The following is a 21,458-nucleotide window of genomic DNA, read 5'->3' on the forward strand; positions in this document are numbered from 1 at the left end:
CATTCTCACCGGTAAATCACAGTCAAATTAGCTTCTTTAAATTATATACACCAATTTTATTGGAATTCAAGGTAAAGTCAACTAATTTGATCAGCTTTCTTGAACAAGAAGGAGTGCAAACAAGGAGAATCTATTTAAAGTCTAAGATGTTATCTCGTCGTTCTAAACTCCCGTAGCCGGCTGTATTCCACTAAGCGATTCAGAGTCTTTAAGGTGAAGACTTTTCCTCGTGTAGCAAGAAGGAGTTTTTTCATGTCTTCGCGGCGGACACCGAAGCCACGACCGGCGATGCAGGCGATTACCTCAAATTTAGGTGAGTCCTCAGGCCGTCCTATCAGACTAAGTTCAGCAAGATGCTGGATACGAGTTACCTTATCCCGGGCTGTCCCGTCGTCTTCAGTGATCTTAGCTTCTATTACTACCTGCGGGTTAAACTCACTAGGAATAATGAAGTCCGGCGCCTGATCAAAACCGGAGATACGCTCCGCACGTTTCGTTTTTCTGTAGCTGATACCTGTCTTCACGAGCACATCCTCGATTGCTGATTCCAGACTGTCACCGACCAACTCCGAAACGGAGTCTCTGTGTCCGGCAAAAGGTCGACCCAGGAACCGCTCATAGAGAAGCATTGCATAAGGCACTCCCATACCTGAAAGTGCTCTGATGGAATCGGGGCCGTTTCTGGTATCGGCCTTGTCCAGACGGTGTATTTTATCTGATTGCACGCCCGGAACCTGCGAGTTAAGCAACTGGCAAGCTATTTCCACAAGGGCCTTTATCCTGCTGGTTATAGTGTTACTGCGTCGTAATGAAATCAGAGGCGCCATCCGAATACCACGGTCTAAAGTACGAACAAACCCTTGACTCACCTCAACCCCTGTTCGTTGGGTTGCGATGTAAGCCCATTCCGGTGGGGTGAAACCAAGCATTGTCCGTAGAACAATAAAACACATCGGGATTTGAAAAACCACATCCATTACCGACTCAACTTGTATATTCTTAAATCCGCTTGTTGCTTGCTTCAGTGACTCGTATCCTTTTTCAAAAACCGGGTAATCAATAAATCCTTCGCCCTTAGGGAGAACGAGGAATTCCGATTCAAGGCATGAGAAAACAGCAGAGACAAATGTATCAAGGTTAGCTTCAACTTCGGGGAAAGGAACCTCAAAAGAGAATTTCATCAGTTTTATCTCCATAGCTTGTTTGATACTCTCGGGCCACCCAGCTTTGGTACGGGGGAGCACAGGTCAAGGTATCTGTAAGATGCTGCTCAACCCCGGCCCATCCACCGAGTTTTTCAATAGCCTGAGCAGCGGCTCTTAGCTTCTCATGGACAGGAATCCCATCGTTCCAGTCTTTTCGCAGGTTCCAGACGGCCAGACGAGCCAGGTGCCCGTAAGCAATGCAGCGTATATCGCCGCGCGTCGGTTTGAGATTCCCAGCCCGTAATTGTTCCAAGTCGTTCTTAACAAGTTTCGCAATATCTTCGGGCTTGGAAACAATCAAATATCCGGGTATAGAACCCGTTGAACGGCAAACAAAAACGGTGTCGACTATGGATGAGCCTGTGCCATTGATATGGATAGAGGCGCCCATCTCCGAAGGGCATGGTATCGAGGCGGAGCAAGTCAGTTTCGCATCAAGAACAGCGGCTACCACAGGTAAATACGCGTCTATCGTATTGTGATGGTATGTGAATACAAACGGCGCTCCCGGCTTCAGGGCGTGCGCCATGTTGATAAAGACGGCGGCCAATCCTTCAGTAAAGTTAATCAGTCCTCGCTCCATAGTATCGTTGCCGGTGAGTTCATTCTCGTCCCTTGTTGAATGCTTGGCAAGAAAGCCGTTGCGGTCAATCGCCAACCTGCGCAGCCAAATATAACAAAAATCCATTAACTCAGCGTATTGGACGTTGGCAAAGTACGGCGGATCGGTGAAAACCGCATCGAGGGAGGCATGAGGTAGTTTGCAGAGGGTAGAACTGCCGCAGTACAGTTCAACGCTTCGCTTTTCCAATAGGTTGGGAGCCTGTCGTTGTTGCCCGATCCACTCTTCATCGATTAAAACCTGTATTTTGCGCCTGCCTTGATGTCGGATTTCGAAGGGTTTTTCACAGTAAGCTTTGGCGCGCGCATACTTTTCGATAATATTTAACCAGCCTCCGCTGCCTACATTTAAGCCTCTGCCGTTGGTAATGCCGAGGATATTGGATTCGCATTGTACCAGACCGACCGGAAAACCATGCACAGAGAAGACATCCAACGACTTAAGGGCCATAGTATCGTAGCGGCAAAGCATGTTTTGGTACCTGATCAAATCCGAAAGGTTTGTCGCCAGCGCATTTTGAATCCTTTCGTCAGAACATTTCGCAATGGTCCCGCAGCTTAACTCAAGACCCAGCAACTGGCGTTCGTTAAACATTTCGCGGTAGAACCGGTAACCCCACCGGTGAAGGCGGTCGGTTTCATCGCCTGGGGGGATCTCATCGCCGGGCGTATGCCGAGGCTGCAGAGCAATTAAATCCGCAGATGCGGACATATACTTTGTCAAATCTTCAGCATCGGGTTTCTTGAAGAACCGTCCTTGATGGTCCGGCTTACAGACAGGACAGTGATATTCAATCGCAATCATGCGGTGTCGGGGTGCGCCTTTTAAAGCGTCCGGGTACGAGTTGGTCCTGCCGCAGCTTGGACAGGCGCAGCGGTTGCGGATCGCAGGCCCATTAAGCTTTAAGGCTATCCCGCAACTTTCGCATACCCCGGGATTTTTTCGGTCCTCAATTTCATTCAACTCACCGCATACGCCGCAGATTAACACATTTTTCGGGTGACGTGTGTCGGCGGCAAGCAGGTAGCCGGGAAACAGATCGAAGGTCGAGCCACATTTGCTGCAACTGTGTGTTTTTACCCAGATGAAATACTTGACATGTGCGTTGGCAGATCCGCACTTTAAGCATCTGGTCCGGTAATAAGAGCCTACTTCACCTTCTAAATAGTTCAGTAAATGGGAGGCGGCTTTGCGGTAAGCCTGGAGGTCAAGGTGGTCGATTTCCTGGCGTACGATCCAGTAGGCCATCGGATTAATGTCGCATCCTACTATGTCGCATCCGATACGATTGGCTTCTATGAGAGGTGTTCCGCCGCCCATAAAAGGATCGGCTATTCTGATTCCCTTTAGGTTATGGGCTTGATAAAACATCTCTCTCAGGTTGCCTTGGCTGAACTCGGACAGCAGAAGCCCCCGGAACAAAGTGCCGGGACGTCTGGCGAACCATTTGTGAACGGCGATAATCGGCCGGTAATTTTGTTGGATTTGTTTTTCACGGAGGGCTAGGTCTGCAATAAAAGGAACGTCGAAGTTTTTCTCTATCATCATAATCCCCCGAAATCATCACATATTAAATATCTTCTACTTTGGTCGCGGTAATCCTCTCATAACCATAAATCCCTGGTAAACCTGAGTTTACCAAGGCATATATTCCGGGTTATTCCGAGAGCGCCCTCCTTAGATTAATCGGCTTCAGGTGGAGAAGAGATTTCCAGACGCCTGTTTAAGAAATAGACATGGCTTTGACACGAAAAACGTTTTTCCGGTTTCCGGTTGACCCTGCCGCGGAATTAGGAATAGTATATATTTAGTTACTTATATATATAATTACATAAAAACCGGGGAGGCGAAAGGCCATATACTCGAGGAAATGGTTGAAGATTGCGGGGATTGTTCTGGGCTGTACGGCGGTTGATCTCATCGGCCACCGTTTAGGGCCCGCGTTTCACTACAACGCGCCGCCGAGCGTCTTCATCGAAAAAGGACTGTTCATACCGGCGGTTGTCGTCCTCTTTATCGTCACTTACGGGGCGGCGGCGGCTGTTTTTGCCGCGATCCAAAAGGAACTGCCCGGGGCAAGGCTTTCCAAGGGCTTCCGCTACGGGATTTCATTCGGCGTCCTGTGGTTTATCGGCATGATCGAGATGACGCTTATCGCGGGGTCATCGCTGTCATACGAGTTGTATTCGGGGTCTGTGGACGGGATATCGTTTCTTTTATTGGGGGTGCTGCTCGGGGTTTATTCCGGCGCTGACAGCATTGGGAAAGCTGACGGCCGAAAGTTCGCAGCCGCATTGGTTTCTGTTACCGTTATCAGCTTGTTGTTTCTTATCGGGCGGTATTTCGCCTACGCGGTGCTTCATCTCGAATCCGCTTACATTAACGAACCGCTCGCCACTTTTATATGGACTCTTTGCCTGGGAGTGTGGGTGGGGGTAATGTATCAACTCCTGAGACAAGGAATCGGAGGTAATTCGGCATTTGCGCGGGGGCTGTGGTTCGGTGTGCTGGTGTTCGGCAGCGACTGGCTGCTGTATACGCTTTTCCGCGCCGTGTTTGTGAAAATCGCGTTGATTCAAATCGTACTCCGTGTGGGGGTTGACGTTATCTTTGTGAGCGCGGGCGTGGCGGTTTCGGAAAGACTCCTCAGCAGGGCGGCGGGTGAATCGTCTTTGCCGGGAACAGCAAAGGGGTGAGGGAGGCAGCGTGGATATCTTCCCCGGCCCCGTATTGGGCGCAATAATGAGTCAATACCGCTGAGATTTAGAGTAATGCTTCCGACTTGTTAACCACCGGGGGCTGCTTGCTGACCAGGAATTCATAGCTGAGGAACCGGAGGATTCGGTCCAGTTGTTCGCCTATCAGGTCTTTTTCCCGGGCGATAACCTCCTGCACCAGGGGGAAAACGGGTGTTTCACCGTCCCAGTTGTTGATGAGGATGTGTTCCGAGTTCACCTCCTGCGCCACCCGGAGTGCAACGAAGGCGCAAAGGAAGATGTCGTCGACGTAATGGTGGGGGCCGTGAGGGTTTTCAGACGAGATGTCCGCCGGCAGAATAAAGTAAGCTATGGCCGCCATGACAAGCGGGCGTAAATGCCGGGGCAGCATCGGGTCATCGAGCAGACGTGTAAGAAGCCGGAAAAAAGCCGGTGTCTGACGGATGAGGTCGTCGTGACGGCCTTCGTACGAGGCTACGTCTTCCTGCAACAGTTCATCGAAGTATTTCATCCGTTCCACCTCCTTAATATGTAACTGTATGTTGTCGAGGGCACTCACCTTTCGATTCTATTCTACATAATTACCCATATATCCTCTAATTTTTCGAAAATAACCAGGTTGAGGGGCTTTTCGAGCCAAGACAACGGCTCAAAGTCTCTTCGTATCCCCGATTTAAGACGGGTTACGGGCCTTCCCGGTACCTGCACGGAAAACGTTCCGGCTATTTCCAGCGTTTATTTAAACCGGCCGGGGGTAAGATGATAGAAACGGCTCAAGGGAGGAGGGGGCGTCGGGTGGAATGAAGAAATTTAAAGACCGTATTGTTCTTGGCGTATGCTGCGCTTTGTTAGCAAGCTTACCGCCCAAGCTGGCAAACACCATTGAGTACCGCCTGGGACTGACCGATGAGCAATACAACCAAACAGGGTCCAGTTTTTTTTTGCCAAAAGAAGAGGCAAAGTCGAATTCCATGGCAAGCAAGGTGGTTGGTTCTCTTGTAAACAACACCGTGGTTGGTTTTACGGGGGTGGTGTTGGCCTACCTGCTTTCGATCTCCGGTCGTGACAGGGCGGTTATTAAAGGAGCGCTGTTCGGGGCGTTGGAATGGGTCGCCATCTGGGGTCTAACCGGCAAGTTAGGGATGAAGGTGAGAAGCAGAAAAGCTGCGACACATCTTTTGAGTTTCTTTGACCATGTTATTTTCGGGGCCGGCACCGCCTGGCTGGTGTCCAAGCTGGGAGATGACAGTCTGTATCCGGACATGAAGGTTTCAAGTCCCGAAGAGAAACTGCCTATAGTCCCGACCCCGCCGCGGAAGCTGACACTTTCCCCGCGAAGGCGCAGGAGACTGCTCAAAGGCACCGCGTAACAATGAATCCGTGGATGTCCGGAAATCAGTCTCACCGCCAATCCGGCACTCAGGTTCTGAGTGCCGGACGAAAACACGATGATTTAATACGATAAATACCGGATAATATGGGGAAAATACCTTGGCCTGTTGAACGGAGCACTCAAACTAAATTGAGGAAGTTTCTTTCTCGGTTTTTACCTTATAGAATCTCGAAGCTTGAACCTTGAACCTTGAACTTTGAACTACTAAAACAAAGGCGGGGTGCTTTCGATAACCCGCATGGATTTCCACTTACCGTTTAAGAACCGGTACAGGAAGGCAAAACCGAGGATGATTACATACGCTGAGGCAATGCCCCACCCGGCATACAGTCCCTTATGCAGCAGTATCAGGGCTACGTAGCTTGGGATAATGAGTACAAGCAGCGACACGATAAGCATCATGCGCATCACGTAATGGGTGTCGCCCGCACCTTTGACGGCGGAGGAGAAGATGATGTTCATCGTATCGAACAGCGAATATATCGCCACAAAACGCAGCAAGACGGTCACAAGTTCCTTTATACTTGCAAAGCTCTCGGGGGCGGCATGCGAAGCGAAAGGCATGATAAAAATACCCGGGGCGACAACGTACAGCAACGAGATGAATGCCATGTAGAGAAAGGTTATATGGAATCCGGAATAGACGCTCCGCTCGGCGATTTCCGGCCGTTCTTTGCCGAGGTATTGCCCCACCAGCACCGACACGGCGATACCGCTTCCCAGCATAGGCATGAACGCTACGGTGTTAATATTGAAAGCGATATTTGTGGCCGCAAGTTTAATCGTTCCGAGGGAGCCCATTATAAGGATGAACGCTGTAAATCCGGCCATATCCACCAGGAACTGTATGCCGTTGGGGAAGCCGAACCGGATTATCCTCGCCAGGAGCGGCCGGTTCACGCGCCAGTGAAGGCTGTTGTATTCCTTTCTATACGAATGCTTTGTGATGAGAACCAAGTAGGTGGTAAGAGTAAAACACCCCGAAAGCACCGTCGCTACGGCGGCGCCTTTCATGCCCCATCCGGGAAAGCCCCAGCGGCCGAATATCAGACAGTAGTCGAGAACCACATTTACCGCGGTCCCCGCAATGTTTACCCACATCAGTGTCCACGTTTTCCCTCTGCCGGCATAAAACCCGGCCAGCGCAACGGACGCCAGCATAGGGAAAGCGCCCATGCAAAGAATTCTGAAATAGACGATCTCGTTCTCCAGAACCGGTTTGCTGTGACCGATAAATTGAAAGATTTGCCGGGAAAAAGGGGCGACGGCAAGCAAAATCAAACCGCCGATCGCAGCGATGTAGATGCCCTGCCAGACCGCGGGGCCGATCATTCTGTTCCTGCCCGACCCGTAATACTGGGCGACAAAGGTATCGACGTAACTCACCGTTCCGAGGAATACGCAGGTCAGTGAAAAATTCAACATTCCGGCGGGCATGGAGGCGGCCACCGCCGCCGGGGAATACCACGTAAGAAACATCCTGTCGATAAACTGCTGCAGCGACCACATACCCGTAGCCAAAATCAGCGGCGCCGCGATGGCCAGGAACTCGCCGTATCCCCCCTCACGCGACCAACGCCGGGATAGGGAGTCGTATGCTTTGACGGTGACGTTCGTATGGTCTGCCATGATAAAGCCAGTGGCCTCCGGTTTGGTGGTCCGCATGGTAGCGGGCGGACGTGTCTACGGCCCATTATAACTTAGTTCGGCGCACTAAAGAAAGGCAGAGTTATGGGGGCTTGAAGTTTTATCGTATGACCGCCCGCTTTGGATTTGGAAGGCGAGGGATCTGCGGCGAAGCCGCTGTCGAAGGATTTGTGGGGCATCTCTACCGTATACGGCGAGGTCCGATATAACCGAGACCGAATAGCATTATCAGCCCAGCCTGGATTATCCAGGTCGGTACGACCTGGATAATGCTATGGGCGAGCGCGCCATAGGGGGGTGCAGCATTGGGATTAAAGCCAGCGTATCGGTTATTATACCGGCAAGGTAGGCGATTCTTAGCTGTTTGACCTGTTTTGCTCATTATCGAATTCGCCTCGTCTGACGGGCGGACTGATCCTTTACCTCACGGAGGAAACGGTAGAGGGGCGCAAGAAGATTGAAACCGCGGGTCAGGTCTTCAACCAGGTTCTTGTGGAAGAAACGGTCGTCAATTTCCCTGTTACAGACCAGGTAGAGGTTTTTACGCCGGTACCAGAGCATGATGTGTTCAGGCTTGTCTTCGCCCGGCGCCTTCTTGTATGTTTCTCCTTCTATTACGAATTCCTGCTGCTTCGGATAAAAGTCTGTGGCCTTCTCTAACCTGTCCGGCTGCTCGTCGATCACCTTCCGGAGTCCGTCCATGGTCTCCTTAGAGGCGCCGTAAAACCCCATCCCGTAGCGGTACGACTCAGGGGAAATCTCGAGGAAGTAAGCGGGGGCGTCCTTCCAGTCCTTGCCCGGCCGTTTAAAGGTTATCCACATGGCGCTTTTATAAGGGGATTTATCCCTGGAAAACCTGGTGTCCCGATAGATTCGGGAAATCGTCTTGTTCACCGCGGGGGTCAGCTCAAACAACGGGTCAATGGCGTACATGAACCCCCCGAGGTCCGCGACCAGGTCCTGCAGCGGCCGGATCAGGTATTCCTGATAATCCTGCCTGTGGGCTTCAAACCAGGGTTTGTTGTTGTTTGCTCTAAGGTCGTTAAGGAACTCTGCGGTCTCCGGCAGGAAGCCGTTAAACCTGTCCGCCTTTGCGCCCACCGTTACCGCCTCCTTTCGTCTAACGCGGATAAGGGGAGAACTGATCCGCGACCACCCACCACTTTCCGTCCTCGTTCACAAGGCCGAACATATCCCTCCCGCCCATCTTAACGGTCTGCCCACCCATTTCAAAGGACATATCGAAGTAGTAGGTGACAACCGCGAAACTGCCGTTGTCGTACAGATCGACCCTGGGGTCGGTCTCCTTCCAGTAATGGATTTTTGCCGTTGTGGAGAAAGCCTTCCAGCCGGCGACGCAGGCGTCCCTTCCCTCAAGGCGGGTGCGGTCGGTGGGGTTATCGCCACCATATCCCGGTGAAAGTAGTTTTTGAGTTCATCGGCATTGCCTTCCGCGGTCCAGAGCCGGTTGAGTGTTTGGATGGTTTGCCAGACTTCTTCCTTTGCGCGCGATTCCTGCAAAATCCAGGACCTCCCTTTTGTAAATGAATTCCAGACTGATTGTTACCGGAACCCCTTCAATTCATAACACGCTACCGGGGAGAAACAACGCCGCGACCGTTATTTTTACAAAAGGGCAGAACTTTATGGGCGCGATCGACGTTTTAAAACCGGTGAAGAATGTCAGACCGGCCATAACCGCCAGCATCAGGCCGGATCCAATGTAAAGTGTGTGAGTGGCGGGATTTCGGCAACCTTGGAGCATCGTTGCAAACAGCACCAGGAGGCCTTTGAAACAGAGCGTAAGTCCTTCGGCCATCCACTCCATGGCTATGATTCTCTTATTGTCCTCCGATACCGGCTCAAAACCGTTTACCACGGCTTTTGTAGGTATCAGGTGGGTTATCCCCCACAGGATTATAACTGCTGAACCCGTGTAAATCAGTATGGCGTTTGCCAACCGGCGGGCACCCCCCCTTTTTTCATTACTAAATATTTTCGCTGATTTGCATCATTTTGTCTACCATTTATGTCCAGGAAAGACGGAACGAACGCCGGGCTTACGTTACATCTCTGAAAAGCGTTGTTCAAACGCGAAATGCAGCGCATTTTGTTTTTTAATTGGTTCTAAAGTATAAACAAAAATCGCAGCGGCAATAATGACAATCGAAGAGACGCAATAAAAGCGCGTGCCAAAGGGGGCGTTGACTGTTATCAACAAGGTTGAAATCTGCGGGGTTAACACAGCCAAGCTTCCGGTCCTGACATCGGCCAAGATGCGGAAACTCTTTGAGGCGGTCAAGCAAGGTGATTGCGGCGCGAGGTCCGAGTTGATAAACGGGAACCTGAGGTTGGTTTTAAGTGTGATCCAGCGTTTTACGAACAGGGGGGAATTTGTCGACGACCTTTTCCAAGTCGGCTGCATCGGTTTGATAAAAGCGATCGATAATTTCGACCTCACCCAGAACGTGAAGTTTTCAACCTACGCCGTGCCGATGATCATCGGCGAGATCCGCCGCTACCTTAGGGACAACAACTCGATCAGGGTATCACGCTCCCTCCGGGACGTGGCGTACAAGGCCCTCCAGGTGCGTGACTCCCTCGCGAGTAAAAACGCGCGGGAACCGTCTGTGAACGAGATAGCAACGGAGTTGAATGTTCCCCGGGAAGAAGTGGTGCTGGCGCTGGACGCCATTCAGGAGCCGGTGTCTCTATTTGAACCGATTTACCATGATGGTGGTGACCCGATCTACGTCATGGACCAGATCGGGGACGAAAAGAACCAGGATACCAACTGGCTTGAGGTGATCGCCATCCGGGATGCGTTGCGAAGACTGAGCGACCGGGAAAAGCTTATCCTCACCATGCGGTTCTTCGAAGGTAAGACACAGATGGAAGTGGCTGACGAGATCGGGATTTCGCAGGCGCAGGTTTCGCGTCTCGAGAAGGCGGCGCTCGGCCACATGCGCAAGTACATGTAAGGGCAGGGAAGGGAAAGAAATGAAACGCAGGTTGCTGGTAATATTAGGTGTGGGGCTGGTTTTTACCGGGCTTGCCGTGGGGGTGCTCCGCGAGCGGACGGTCGAGTTATACAACCCCGACAACCTTATCAGGATACACATCATTCCAAACAGTGATACCCCGGTGGACCAGAAGTTGAAGCAGAAAGTCCGCCGGGCGATGATCGAGACGATGACTCCTGAGTTCAAGGGTGTCAGCGATGTGCGGGTAGCCCGGAGGCTGGTTGACAACAACCTTGGCCGGATAAAGGCGGTTGCTTCCCGCGAAGTCGCAATGGCCGGAAAGGACTACGGCGTGCAGGTTTACCACGGGCGTTTCGACTTCCCCGTACGGACCTACGGTGACCTTACCCTGCCGGCAGGGGAGTACGAAGCGGTCCGCGTGGTGCTTGGGGCAGGTAAGGGGCAGAACTGGTGGTGCGTGCTCTTCCCGCCGCTCTGCATGGTGAGCGTCGACAACTCCGATGCGAGTGTGGAAACCCTTGCCGGAGGCGAGAACGGCCAGCGGGTGAAATTTCGCTCGCGGCTCTGGGAATTGGCGCAGCGTCATCTGGGTCTGCCGGTCCGGCAGGTCGTGCAGACTACAAAGGTCCGGCGGCACGAGAACGGACGGTAATTTAGACTACAATAAAGAACGTAAAGAAAAAAGCCCGGTTAAAACCGGGTTTTTATTTTTTCACAACGGCTTAATTATCACAGTCGCCCGATATCCAGGTATCTATTTCGGATTCCGCCGTCGGGCGCGGCGATATGAGAGGTGTGAAGCGGGATGTAAGAGGTGAAAATCATAGACGGAAACTCTGTTCTCAATTCGGGCCGTAAGCCGGAAGGACGTTGAACGACCCCGGGCCGGCCGATTTTTTTCACGCAGTCTTAGTTTACTTCTAAGTATAACCAGCAAGGCATAGGCTTTTAATGGGAGGGACGGCCTATGTTGAAGATATCTGATCTCAGGATGCGGGAAGTGATAAACGTCCTGGATGGGCGGCGCTTGGGGTTGATTAAGGATATCGATATCGACATGGAAAACGGCAGGATCAAGGCTCTGGTGCTGCCCGGGCCCTCCCGCCTTCTGGGGTTCTTCGGCAAGGATGAAGAGATGATCGTCCCCTGGGAAAGCATAGTAAGGATCGGCATGGACGTCATTCTTATTGAGGCCCCGATAGAAAATTTGGCTCGGTATTCGTACCGGCGATAGGTTCTTTCGACATTCAGGGACAAAATATTTAAGAGCTTGAATGCGGGCGAGCCTGAAAATGCGTGTAAAGAGAGATTAAGGAATTCCCCCCTTTTTCCTTCCTTTTTGGCATTTACAACCCAAAATATTGTGGTGTAAGATAAATAATATACTACATTTTGTGTGTGAGGCCGTATGCGCTGCCCATTTTGCGCCTTCGATGACACCCGGGTTGTGGATACCCGTGCGGCGGACGAGGGTTCGACCATTAAACGTCGACGGGAATGCCCTCGCTGCAACAGGCGTTTTACCACTTACGAGCGGGTGGACGAGCTTCCCCTGATCGTGGTCAAGAAAGACGGCCGGCGGGAGATTTTTAACCGGACGAAGCTGCTCGGAGGGCTCTTGAAGGCTTGCCACAAGCGGCCGGTCAAGCGGGAGGACCTCGAGCGGATCGTGGACGAAGTGGAGCGTGAACTGAGGAATCGGCTTGAGTCGGAGGTTCCGGCGCACGTTATCGGCGAGCTTGTTGTGGACAGGCTGCGCTGGCTCGACGAGGTGGCCTACGTACGTTTTGCAAGCGTTTACCGGGAATTCCGCGACGGGCACGACTTTAAGGCGGAAGTCGAACGTTTGTTTAAGGACCGTGAAGACGGGAGTGTTACCGCAAAGAAAGACGAATCCGGGTATTAACACATTTCGCCAGTAGATTAATTAATACCGATAAGGGATGGGTTTCCGACTAAAAACGAGTCGCTTTTCAAAAGGAGTGCGGTGAAAATGAGTGTCCCGATACCTAAAGCCATCGTATAAACGTAACGGCAATTAAATGAGGGGAGGGAAAGTTTAAGTGTATCAGGTTATCCGAAAGAGGGACGGACGAGAGGTTCCGTTCGACGACTCAAAAATCACCGATGCGATCTTTAAGGCGGCGCGGGCCGTGGGCGGGGAAGACAGAGAAACGGCGATGCGGCTTACCCTCGAAGTCCTTACGATGCTCAAGGCCAGATACAACGGTTCAGCCTTTGGGGTCGAGGACGTTCAGGACCTTGTCGAAAAGGTTCTGATCGAGGCCGGGCACGCGAGAACCGCCAAGGCTTACATCCTGTACCGCAACTGGCGCACCCGGATCCGTGACGCGAAGAGTGATCTTATGGACGCCGTGGAAGAGATCCTCGACGAGACCAGCCGGGAAAACGCAAACGTTTCTAACTCCCCGTCGGCAAAGATGCTCCAGATCGCAGAGGCCGCAAGCAAGAAGTATTACCTCACCCGGTTGATCCCGGATGAGTTTGCCCAGGCGCATATCCGCGGCGATATTCACATCCACGACCTGGGTTTCTACGCTAAGACCTTGAACTGCATCCAGATTCCCCTCGGAAGACTTCTGGCCGAAGGTTTCAACACCGGGCACGGTCACATCCGCCCGCCGAAACGCCCCGGCTCTGCGACCGCCCTTGCCTGTATCATCCTCCAAAGCTCGCAAAACGACATGTTCGGGGGGCAGTCTTTCGCAGACTTTGACAGGGACATGGCGCCTTATGTGGTTAACGCTTCGGACGATGAGGTTTACCAGGCGATGGAAGCGCTGGTGTACAACCTGAATTCGATGCATTCGCGCGCGGGGGCGCAGGTGCCTTTCAGCAGCATCAACCTGGGCATGGAAACCGGCAAGGACGCCCGGAGGGTAACGCGCGGCCTGCTCCTCGCCTATGAGACCGGGCTCGGGCGGAACGAGGCGCCCATCTTCCCGAATATTATCTTCAGGGTGAAGAAAGGCGTCAATTTCACCCCGGAAGACCCGAACTACGATCTGTTCCAACTGGCCGTCAGAGTGGCTTCAAAACGCTTGAACCCCACATTCAGCTTTATGGATTCCAGCTTCAACACCCCTTATGGCGAGCAGGTTTCTTATATGGGCTGCCGCTCGCGGGTAATGGCCAACCGCCGCGGACCGGAGGTAGCGGAGGGGCGCGGCAACCTGTCCTTCACGACCATCAACCTTCCCCGGGTGGCCCTCAAAGCGGAACGGAACATTAATAAGTTTTATAAGCATCTCGCGGAAATCACCCAGCTCGGCATAGAGCAGCTTTATCACCGCTACCAACTCCAGGCGCAATTGAAAGTAAAGGACATGCCGTTTGTTATGGGTCAGCGGTTGTATCTGGACACGGACGGTTTGAAACCGGAGGATTCCATCGAGGAGGCGATAAAGCACGGAACGCTGTCCCTGGGTTTTATAGGGCTGGCGGAGGCGCTCGTGGCGCTTTTGGGGAAGCATCATGCCCAGGACGCGGGCGCCCAGGAACTCGGGCTGGAAATCGTCGGATGGCTCCGGCAAAGGATTGATGAGGCCTGTGACAAGTACAATCTGAATTATACTCTTTTGGCCACGCCTGCGGAAGGGACGGCAGGCCGTTTCATAAAACCGGACCGGGGGGAGTTCGGGATCGTTCCCGGGGTGAACGACCGGGATTTTTACACCAACTCCTTCCACGTGCCTGTCCACTTCGGGATCGAGTGCTTTCACAAGATCGAAGTCGAAGGCCCCTATCATAAGTTCTGCAACGCCGGTCACATCAGTTACGTAGAGCTTCCTTCCCCGCCGGTGGACAACCCCGAGGCGGTCGAGGCCATCATCCGGCATATGGCGCAGAACGATATGGGGTACGTCGGGATAAACTTCCCGGTGGATTTCTGCGAACAGTGCAGTTTTACGGGCGTTTTGGACGAGAAGTGCCCGAAATGCGGTTCGACCTCGATCCGAAGGGTGCGGCGGATAACCGGTTACCTGTCCACGGTCGATCGCTTTAACGACGCGAAGGTTTCGGAATTGAAATCCCGGGTGGTTCACCTCGGCGGCCCGGGAACGCTGCATTAAAAAAACGCGGGGGCCCCTGCGGGTTCTGTATGCCGCGGGGGCCATCTTTTTTAACAGGTAGAAGGTAGAAGGTAGAAAATTTCCCATTCCCCATTCCATAATCTATATTCTGTATTTTACTATTTAAGGAGTCCAGCATGTCAAGCACTCAAAACGCGGAGAAGATTAATATACGGATCGCCGGTGTGGTGCGCGAGAGCGTGGTTGACGGCCCGGGCCTGCGCTATGTCATTTTCGCGCAGGGGTGCCCGCACCGGTGCCCGGATTGCCACAACCCGGAGACCTGGGACCCGGATGCCGGTTATGAGTCTTCCTTGGAGGTGTTGGTTGCCGACATCGTGCGCAACCCGCTGCTAAAAGGTGTGACCTTTTCAGGGGGAGACCCATTCCTTCAGGCAGCTTCTTTTGCGGCCCTCGGATGGGTCCTCCGGGGTAAGGGATACGATATAACGACGTATACGGGTTACACCTTCGAAGAACTTGTCAAAGGGAACGTCCCCTCGACTCGGGAACTGCTTGCGGTGACGGACGTCCTCGTCGACGGCCCTTTTGTCCTGGCGGAGCGGGACTTGACGCTGCCGTTCCGCGGTTCGCGGAACCAGCGGCTGATTGACGTGCAGGCTTCGATGAAGAGCGGGGGTATAATAGAGACGAAACTCAGGAGACTGCTGCAAAACTACGCCTAGCTGTTTCAGTCCGGCTTCACCTTCAGCGCTAAGCTTGTGAGGCTTTTGATTTCCACCCCTTTACATCTGACTCCCCACCTCCCGTACCGCTACGTTTCACGACGGGACGCTGAATAGATAAGACACGCTTTACAATCAAGCGGAACAAGGTAAAATGGGTAAAACAGGTTGCTAAACTCAGCGACTTTAAAAGGAAGGGTGGTTGGAAAAGCCGGCGGAGGGCGCCGTCAGGCTGATGATTATGAGAAGTCTGTACAACGAAGAGGAAGCGAAAAAATACATTAAAAGATATGCCGGTTACCCGGAAGACCTTGCTTTGCGGATATACACCTCACACCTTATCGGAAGGGAAGGCGGGCTTGTGCTTCACGGCGGGGGCAATACATCAGTAAAATCCAGGGTGAGGGATATCTTCGGCAACGAGAACGACGTGCTGTTCGTCAAGGGAAGCGGCTGGGACCTGGCGGCCATCGAGCCGCAGGGCTTCCCATGCCTTGACCTGGAGTACCTGCGTCGGCTCCGGTCGCTCGAACGCATGTCGGACGAGGAAATGGTAAACCAGTTGCGGACGCACATGACCGATGCCGCTTCGCCGGACCCTTCCGTGGAAACACTGCTTCACGCGTACCTTCCCCACAAGTTCGTCGACCACACCCATGCCGACGCCGTCTTGATCCTGACCAATCAGAAAGAGCACGATAGTCTTCTTAATGAGGCCCTGGGAGAGAGGGTAGCGGTTCTGGAGTTCATCATGCCCGGTTTTCCGCTTGCCGGGGCCGTTTACGAGTTGTATGAAAAAAATCCGGATGTTGAGGCCATAGTCCTTCTCAATCATGGTTTATTCACCTTCGGTGACGACGCAAAAACCTCGTACGAGCGGACGATAAAATACGTGACCATGGCGGAAGAGTACATCGCCTCGAAAACTAAAAACAAAACGCTCTTAACAAGATGTACGGAGATTGAGGCGCCGATAAATAAAGCGCAGGCGGCGTCGATAACCTGCCAGGCCGTAAGAGGGGCGCTGGCGCATGCCGGGAGCGACGGGAGGTTGAAGCGGTTCATCCTCGAGGTGCGTGACGCGAAGGACATCATCGAGGCGTCGCTGTCGCAGGAAGCGCCCGAATTCTGCGTTTCGGGACTGTTAACCCCCGATCACGTCATCCGCACCAAGGGTAAATACGTTTACGCGGACGGCGTTGACCGGGACGACGAGACAATCAGCCGGAAGATAAGGCTGCTTGTGGAGCAGTTTAAGAAGGAATACAACGACTATTTCGACCGCTGCGTGCGTGAGAAAAACGTGGAGAGAAAACGGCTTGACCCGTACCCGCGGGTTTTCCTGGTCGCGGGTGTGGGTATTATCGCGGCGGGGAAAACCCGGAAGGCCGCCGGAATCGCCGCCGACCTGGCGGAGCACACCATCCGGGCGAAGGTGAAGGCAAGGGCGCTGGGAGAGTACGTCTCTCTACCGGACCACACGCTTTTCGACATGGAATACTGGAGCCTCGAACAGAAGAAACTCGGCAGGTCGGGCGGGCTCTCGCTGGAAGGGCAGGTCGCTTTCGTTTCCGGCGGCGGCGGCGCGATGGCGGTGGGGATCGGCGACAGACTGCTTGCGGCGGGCGCGGCGCTGGTATTGTCTGATATAAATGCGGAAAGGCTGGATAGGGTGAAAAAGGCGCTGTCGGCAAGATACGACCCGCTCGTCATCGAGACCCTGGTGATGGACGTAACCGATTATGACGCCGTGGCGGCGGGGCTTGACCGGGTGTGCCGCATCCTCGGGGGGATCGACATCGTGGTCCCGAACGCCGGGATTGCCCACGTGGCGAGAATCGAGCACCTTGAAGCGGATAAGCTTGAGGAAGTGATGAGGGTTAATTTCCTGGGCGTCTTCAACCTTATCAAGGCGGCGGCGGGGATTTTCAAGCGCCAGGGGACCGGGGGGAACATCGTCGTGAACTGTTCCAAGAACGTTTTTGATCCCGGACCCGCGTTCGGCGCATACAGCGCCTCGAAAGCGGCGGCGCACCAGATATCCAAGATCGCGGCGCTGGAACTCGCCACGCTGGGCGTGAAGGTCAACATGATTAACGCCGACGCCGTATTCGGCGCGGGTGAGATCTCTTCCGGCCTGTGGGACGTTGTGGGTCCGGACCGGATGAAGGCCAGAGGGCTTGACCCGCAAGGCTTGCAGGAATATTACCGGGAACGGAACCTCCTGAAAACGGAGGTCTTTGCCGAACACGTGGGCAATGCGGTCGTTTTCTTTGCCGCGGACCAGACGCCCACGACCGGCGCAACGCTGCCTGTGGACGGAGGGATCCCCGCCGCGTTCCCCAGGTAGTTCTCTGTGAACTTTGTGCCTCTGTGGTGACCCAGCCTCAACTTACTGATCTTAAGACGTGGCGTTCTAAGTCGTATTGTGTATATAACGATGCAAAGTTATTTTAATGTGCCGTTGAGTGCTGGGTGGTTCCGAATTGCCCGGATTAGAAACTACGAGAGTCCGCCCGGTTGAATCCAGAAACTAAAGCGGAAACTATAAACACCATAGTCTCCGCTTTTTATTTTGCGGCCTTTGTATAAAGCGACCGGTCGCCCGGTTATTGGCTTAACAACTTAAGACCAGACCTGGTCTCGTTTGTTCAGTGTCAGGAGGCACAGCTTGAGGGCGTGCTACAGGTGGTACAGGTGTCCCCCTTGCCCCCTTCGACGCCTTTGGTGGCGAAAAACGAAATCAGTTTTTCGGGTTTCGGGGTGTCGCAAGCCGGGCAGGAAAGGTTTTCTCCCGTCTCGCCAAGCGGGCACAACCTTTCAAAACGATGCCCGCAGGATTTGCAGCGGAATTCATAGATCGGCACGGACCGTTTTCCTCCTGTTCGTTATGGTATCAACTCAAGCTTATGGAAAACCCGGCTTCTTGTCAAGGCAGTGGATTTGTTGGGAAGCATTTTTATTGAACAAATTTAACATTATTTTAATCTAACTCTAACGTTGAGTTAACAGAAGACAGGTAAAATTTATTAAGAACTTATGATTAAGGAGGGATCAAACGGGTTTTTATTATGCCATGGCTTTAAGAAATGAACATTAAATAAAGTTAAAAATCCTAAGGAGGGACTTTGTTTGTTTATGAAAAACCGGCTGGTTGTCCTGGCAGTCGTATTGACCGCTGTTGTAACCGTTGCCGCGGGATGCGGCGCCGGTAGCCGTTCCGGCAGCCCTTCGCAACAGGATACGCTTTCGGGTAAAATCATCGTGGTCGGTTCCACCGCGATGCAGCCTTTTATAGAAGAAGCGGCGACGGCATTCTATGAAAAGAATCCGGATGTGCAGATTACCGTTCAGGGCGGCGGCAGCGGCACGGGGCTCAGCCAGGTCAGCCAGGGCGCCTGCGACATAGGCAACTCCGATATATTCGCCGAGGAGAAAGAGGGCATCAACGCCTCAGAATTGTTGGATCACAAGGTTGTGGTTCAGGCCTTCGCCGTGGTGGCAAACCCGGGCGTGGGTGTGGACAGCCTTACCAAGAAACAGATTCAGGATATCTTTACGGGCAGGATAACGAACTGGAAACAGGTCGGCGGGAAGGACCGGAAGATCTTCGTGGTTAACCGCGCGAAAGGCTCCGGCACCAGGTCCACCTTCACCAAATATGTCATGGAAGGCATAGAAGAAGCCAAGGGTGGCGCCGAGCAGGATTCCTCCGGCACCGTGCACAAGATCGTCAGTGAAACGGGCGGAGCGGTGAGTTATCTGGCTGTTTCTTATCTTAATGATAAGGTAAAAACCGTTAGGATAGACGGCGCGGAACCTAACGAATTGGACATCAGCAGCGGCAAGTATCCCTTCTGGTCTTACGGTCACATGTACACAAAGGGCGAGCCGAGCAAAGCAGCGAAGGCGTTCATCGACTACGTCCTTAGCGACGAGGTGCAGCAAGGCCTTGTTAAAGAGATGTATTACTTCCCTGTTAACGGGATTCAGGTTGAACGCAAGCCTTAGAATTGGGAAATGAGACGTGGGAAGTTGCACAGTCGGCAGCAATGCGAAGCCCACAGGCGTAACGTAATACAGAACGCGGGGAGAAGCAAGTAGAGCACGAAAGCATGGTAGGGACGGGCCGGAGCGCATTGGGCAGTGTGAAGTGTGAAGTGGGAAGTGCGAGCCATGAAATTCACATAGTGAGTTGTTTCATTAAAAAATCTCACTTCTAACCTCCCACATCCCACCTCCAAAATACAGGTGAGCCTTACGAATTAATACACAGCTCATCGCCGCGCCTACGAAAGAACGCTTATATCAAGGGAGCAGTGATTGATGCAGTGGTTTAGCCCCAACACGAGGCGCGAGTTTGCCGGATATACGGTAACCTTCGTCTGCGCCTCGATAGCCATCGCTCTGACCATAGCGATCATTGTGTTCCTGGGCTGGAAGGGTCTCTCCATTTTCTTTGTCCATAAGGTCAGTCTGGCCAACATTTTCAGCGTCAACTGGTGGCCCGACAGGGCGGCGGCACTCGGGGGTCCTCAAGTGGGGGTCCTCTCCTTTATGGTCGGTTCGATAATAGCCTCGTCGCTTGCGGCGGCGGTCAGCGCGCCTTTCGGGATTACGGTGGCTGTGTTTATGTCCAACATATCGCCCAGGTTGGGGCAGCAAGTCTTGCAGCCCGTGATAGAACTTCTCGCCGGTATCCCTTCGGTGGTTTACGGTTATATCGGCCTGAGCCTTCTGGTGCCGTTTGTGAGAGAAAACCTTGGGGGAACGGGATTCAGCCTGTTGGCCGGTGCGGCGGTCCTGTCGGTGATGATCCTGCCCACCGTCACCAGCGTTTCCTTCGACGCGCTCCGCTCCCTCCCTTCGCATCTTAAGGAAGCGGCGTACGCGCTCGGCGCCACACGATGGCAGACCATTAAAATGGTGCTTATTCCCGCGGCACGGGAGGGGCTGCTGACCGGAGTGGTACTGGCCCTGGCGCGCGCCTTCGGCGAGGCGCTGGCGGTGCAGATGGTGATCGGCAACAAGCGGGAAATTCCCCATTCCATCCTGGATCCGATCATCACCCTTACCAGCGGCATCACCATGGATATGGGGAACACGGTTCAGGGTTCCCTATGGAACGATGCCCTCTGGTTTATGGCCGCAATACTGCTGCTGATTTCTTTTCTCTCTATTCTGGCAATACGTACGATCGGGAAGAAGGTGTCGAGCTGGTGAATGCCAAGACCAAGGACATGCTGGCCACGGTGCTTTTCTGGCTTGCCGCCGGTTTCGTAATCGTTCTCCTGGCCTTGCTGCTCGGGTATATACTTGTGCACGGGTACAAGTCCATCGACCTTGCTTTTTTAAAGAGTAATCCGGAAACAATCCGCGCCGGGGGCGGGATCGGCCCTAACCTGTTTAATTCTTTTTACCTTTTGTTTCTTTCCATGGCGTTGACGGTTCCGGTAGGTCTTTTCGGCGGGATATATCTTGTGGAATATGCGCGTCAGAACACCTTCACCAATATCATCCGCCTGTGCATCGAAACCCTTACCTCGCTGCCGTCGATAGTGGTGGGGCTCTTCGGGCTTCTTATATTTGTCACGAAATTCGGCCTCGGTTATTCGCTTGCGGCAGGCGCCCTTGCCCTGACCGTGATAAATCTGCCCCTGATGGTCCGCATCACCGAGGAAACCCTTCGCACCGTGCCGCAAAGTTGGCGTGAGGCCAGCCTGAGCCTCGGGGCCACCAGGTGGCAGACCACCTACCGGGTGGTCCTTCCCTGCGCCCTGCCCGGGCTGATCACCGGCATCATAATCACCGCCGGGCGCGTGTTCGGTGAAGCGGCGGCGCTGCTTTTTACCGCGGGCATCACGACGCCGCACCTCAACTTCGACCAGGCCAACCTGCTGCATCCGACGTCGCCCTGGAACCCCTTCCGTCCCGGGGAGACGCTGGCGGTGCATATCTGGAAGATCAACTCCGAAGCCCTTATCCCGGATATACGCCGGGTGGCGGACGGTTCGGCGGCCGTTCTGGTGCTCGTGCTGCTCATCTTCAACCTTCTTGCCCGATGGCTCGCCCGACGTTTCGCCCGGCGGCTGACCTCGGCGTAACATTTA

Annotated in this window: 19 protein-coding genes and 1 pseudogene; 12 read left to right on the forward strand and 8 right to left on the reverse strand. The window is 53.4% G+C overall.

Annotated elements, in window-relative coordinates; all coding sequences use genetic code 11:
- Positions 1-149 precede the first annotated feature (149 nt).
- Both AB1500_05520 and AB1500_05525 read right to left on the reverse strand, forming a co-directional pair.
- On the reverse strand, positions 150-1,196 hold the full coding sequence (locus AB1500_05520) for a hypothetical protein (protein MEW6182623.1): 1,047 nt from the start codon (positions 1,194-1,196) through the stop codon (positions 150-152).
- Positions 1,165-3,375, reverse strand: a complete 2,211-nt coding sequence (locus tag AB1500_05525) for a DNA methylase (GenBank protein MEW6182624.1) — start codon at positions 3,373-3,375, stop codon at positions 1,165-1,167. Before AB1500_05525 ends, AB1500_05520 begins: the two co-directional genes overlap by 32 nt.
- 326 nt (positions 3,376-3,701) lie before the next feature.
- Here AB1500_05525 and AB1500_05530 point away from each other — a divergent pair, with 326 nt between their 5' ends.
- Entirely contained in the window at positions 3,702-4,523 is an 822-nt protein-coding gene (locus AB1500_05530) for a hypothetical protein (GenBank protein MEW6182625.1), read from the forward strand.
- A 67-nt stretch (positions 4,524-4,590) separates the two neighbouring features.
- Here AB1500_05530 and AB1500_05535 read toward each other — a convergent pair whose 3' ends face one another.
- Positions 4,591-5,055 (reverse strand): hypothetical protein, encoded by a 465-nt coding sequence (locus tag AB1500_05535; GenBank protein MEW6182626.1) that lies wholly within the window; start codon positions 5,053-5,055, stop codon positions 4,591-4,593.
- A 289-nt stretch (positions 5,056-5,344) separates the two neighbouring features.
- Here AB1500_05535 and AB1500_05540 point away from each other — a divergent pair, with 289 nt between their 5' ends.
- On the forward strand, positions 5,345-5,914 hold the full coding sequence (locus tag AB1500_05540; GenBank protein MEW6182627.1) for a hypothetical protein: 570 nt from the start codon (positions 5,345-5,347) through the stop codon (positions 5,912-5,914).
- 227 nt (positions 5,915-6,141) lie between these two features.
- On the opposite strand, the gene AB1500_05545 is transcribed toward AB1500_05540, so the two are convergent.
- The 4 genes and pseudogenes from AB1500_05545 to AB1500_05560 all read right to left on the reverse strand — a co-directional run bounded on the left by AB1500_05545 (position 6,142) and on the right by AB1500_05560 (position 9,544).
- The gene (locus AB1500_05545) at positions 6,142-7,566 is read right to left on the reverse strand and encodes an MATE family efflux transporter (GenBank protein ID MEW6182628.1); all 1,425 of its coding nucleotides are present in this window, start codon (positions 7,564-7,566) and stop codon (positions 6,142-6,144) included.
- A 399-nt stretch (positions 7,567-7,965) separates the two neighbouring features.
- Positions 7,966-8,685, reverse strand: a complete 720-nt coding sequence (locus tag AB1500_05550) for a DUF2461 domain-containing protein (protein ID MEW6182629.1) — start codon at positions 8,683-8,685, stop codon at positions 7,966-7,968.
- A 19-nt stretch (positions 8,686-8,704) separates the two neighbouring features.
- Positions 8,705-8,971: pseudogene (locus AB1500_05555) on the reverse strand (nuclear transport factor 2 family protein).
- Positions 8,972-9,166: 195 nt separating this feature from the next.
- Positions 9,167-9,544 carry a hypothetical protein gene (locus AB1500_05560; protein ID MEW6182630.1) on the reverse strand — a complete coding sequence of 126 codons (378 nt, stop codon included), beginning with the start codon at positions 9,542-9,544 and terminating at the stop codon, positions 9,167-9,169.
- 244 nt (positions 9,545-9,788) lie between these two features.
- On the opposite strand from AB1500_05560, the gene sigG reads away from it, so the two are divergent.
- The 7 genes from sigG (at position 9,789) to AB1500_05595 (ending at position 17,698) form a co-directional block, all read left to right on the forward strand.
- Positions 9,789-10,565 carry an RNA polymerase sporulation sigma factor SigG gene (gene sigG / locus AB1500_05565; GenBank protein ID MEW6182631.1) on the forward strand — a complete coding sequence of 259 codons (777 nt, stop codon included), beginning with the start codon at positions 9,789-9,791 and terminating at the stop codon, positions 10,563-10,565.
- Between the two features lie 19 nt (positions 10,566-10,584).
- A complete protein-coding gene (spoIIR, locus tag AB1500_05570; protein ID MEW6182632.1) occupies positions 10,585-11,220 on the forward strand; it encodes a stage II sporulation protein R in 636 nt (211 codons plus the stop codon).
- A 315-nt stretch (positions 11,221-11,535) separates the two neighbouring features.
- Positions 11,536-11,802: a YlmC/YmxH family sporulation protein gene (locus tag AB1500_05575; protein MEW6182633.1), complete on the forward strand. Its 267-nt coding sequence runs from the start codon at positions 11,536-11,538 to the stop codon at positions 11,800-11,802.
- Between the two features lie 174 nt (positions 11,803-11,976).
- On the forward strand, positions 11,977-12,474 hold the full coding sequence (gene nrdR, locus AB1500_05580) for a transcriptional regulator NrdR (protein ID MEW6182634.1): 498 nt from the start codon (positions 11,977-11,979) through the stop codon (positions 12,472-12,474).
- 157 nt (positions 12,475-12,631) lie between these two features.
- The gene (gene nrdD / locus AB1500_05585; protein MEW6182635.1) at positions 12,632-14,662 is read left to right on the forward strand and encodes an anaerobic ribonucleoside-triphosphate reductase; all 2,031 of its coding nucleotides are present in this window, start codon (positions 12,632-12,634) and stop codon (positions 14,660-14,662) included.
- A 137-nt stretch (positions 14,663-14,799) separates the two neighbouring features.
- Entirely contained in the window at positions 14,800-15,348 is a 549-nt protein-coding gene (gene nrdG, locus AB1500_05590) for an anaerobic ribonucleoside-triphosphate reductase activating protein (protein MEW6182636.1), read from the forward strand.
- A gap of 202 nt (positions 15,349-15,550) precedes the next feature.
- Entirely contained in the window at positions 15,551-17,698 is a 2,148-nt protein-coding gene (locus tag AB1500_05595; GenBank protein ID MEW6182637.1) for a bifunctional aldolase/short-chain dehydrogenase, read from the forward strand.
- A gap of 307 nt (positions 17,699-18,005) precedes the next feature.
- Here AB1500_05595 and AB1500_05600 read toward each other — a convergent pair whose 3' ends face one another.
- Complete coding sequence (locus tag AB1500_05600; GenBank protein ID MEW6182638.1) at positions 18,006-18,215, reverse strand: zinc ribbon domain-containing protein; 210 nt, start codon at positions 18,213-18,215, stop codon at positions 18,006-18,008.
- A gap of 271 nt (positions 18,216-18,486) precedes the next feature.
- Between AB1500_05600 and AB1500_05605 the strand changes: the two genes are divergently transcribed.
- The 3 genes from AB1500_05605 (at position 18,487) to pstA (ending at position 21,452) form a co-directional block, all read left to right on the forward strand.
- Entirely contained in the window at positions 18,487-19,359 is an 873-nt protein-coding gene (locus tag AB1500_05605; GenBank protein MEW6182639.1) for a phosphate ABC transporter substrate-binding protein, read from the forward strand.
- A gap of 315 nt (positions 19,360-19,674) precedes the next feature.
- Positions 19,675-20,571, forward strand: coding sequence for a phosphate ABC transporter permease subunit PstC (gene pstC / locus AB1500_05610; GenBank protein ID MEW6182640.1), 897 nt, complete (start codon positions 19,675-19,677; stop codon positions 20,569-20,571).
- Positions 20,568-21,452 (forward strand): phosphate ABC transporter permease PstA, encoded by an 885-nt coding sequence (pstA, locus tag AB1500_05615; protein MEW6182641.1) that lies wholly within the window; start codon positions 20,568-20,570, stop codon positions 21,450-21,452. Before pstC ends, pstA begins: the two co-directional genes overlap by 4 nt.
- Positions 21,453-21,458 lie beyond the last annotated feature (6 nt).

It is taken from the genome of Bacillota bacterium (assembly GCA_040755295.1).
Classification (GTDB): domain Bacteria; phylum Bacillota; class Desulfotomaculia; order Desulfotomaculales; family Ammonificaceae; genus SURF-55.

Bases quoted from the DNA above. Each gene is read 5' to 3' on its own strand.
- AB1500_05520 (MEW6182623.1), bottom strand. From the start codon at position 1,196: ATGGAGATAAAACTGATGAAATTCTCTTTTGAGGTTCCTTTCCCCGAA.
- AB1500_05525 (MEW6182624.1), bottom strand. From the start codon at position 3,375: ATGATGATAGAGAAAAACTTCGACGTTCCTTTTATTGCAGACCTAGCC.
- AB1500_05535 (MEW6182626.1), bottom strand. From the start codon at position 5,055: ATGAAATACTTCGATGAACTGTTGCAGGAAGACGTAGCCTCGTACGAA.
- AB1500_05540 (MEW6182627.1), top strand. From the start codon at position 5,345: ATGAAGAAATTTAAAGACCGTATTGTTCTTGGCGTATGCTGCGCTTTG.
- AB1500_05545 (MEW6182628.1), bottom strand. From the start codon at position 7,566: ATGGCAGACCATACGAACGTCACCGTCAAAGCATACGACTCCCTATCC.
- spoIIR (MEW6182632.1), top strand. From the start codon at position 10,585: ATGAAACGCAGGTTGCTGGTAATATTAGGTGTGGGGCTGGTTTTTACC.
- AB1500_05575 (MEW6182633.1), top strand. From the start codon at position 11,536: ATGTTGAAGATATCTGATCTCAGGATGCGGGAAGTGATAAACGTCCTG.
- nrdR (MEW6182634.1), top strand. From the start codon at position 11,977: ATGCGCTGCCCATTTTGCGCCTTCGATGACACCCGGGTTGTGGATACC.
- nrdG (MEW6182636.1), top strand. From the start codon at position 14,800: ATGTCAAGCACTCAAAACGCGGAGAAGATTAATATACGGATCGCCGGT.
- AB1500_05605 (MEW6182639.1), top strand. From the start codon at position 18,487: ATGAAAAACCGGCTGGTTGTCCTGGCAGTCGTATTGACCGCTGTTGTA.
- pstC (MEW6182640.1), top strand. From the start codon at position 19,675: ATGCAGTGGTTTAGCCCCAACACGAGGCGCGAGTTTGCCGGATATACG.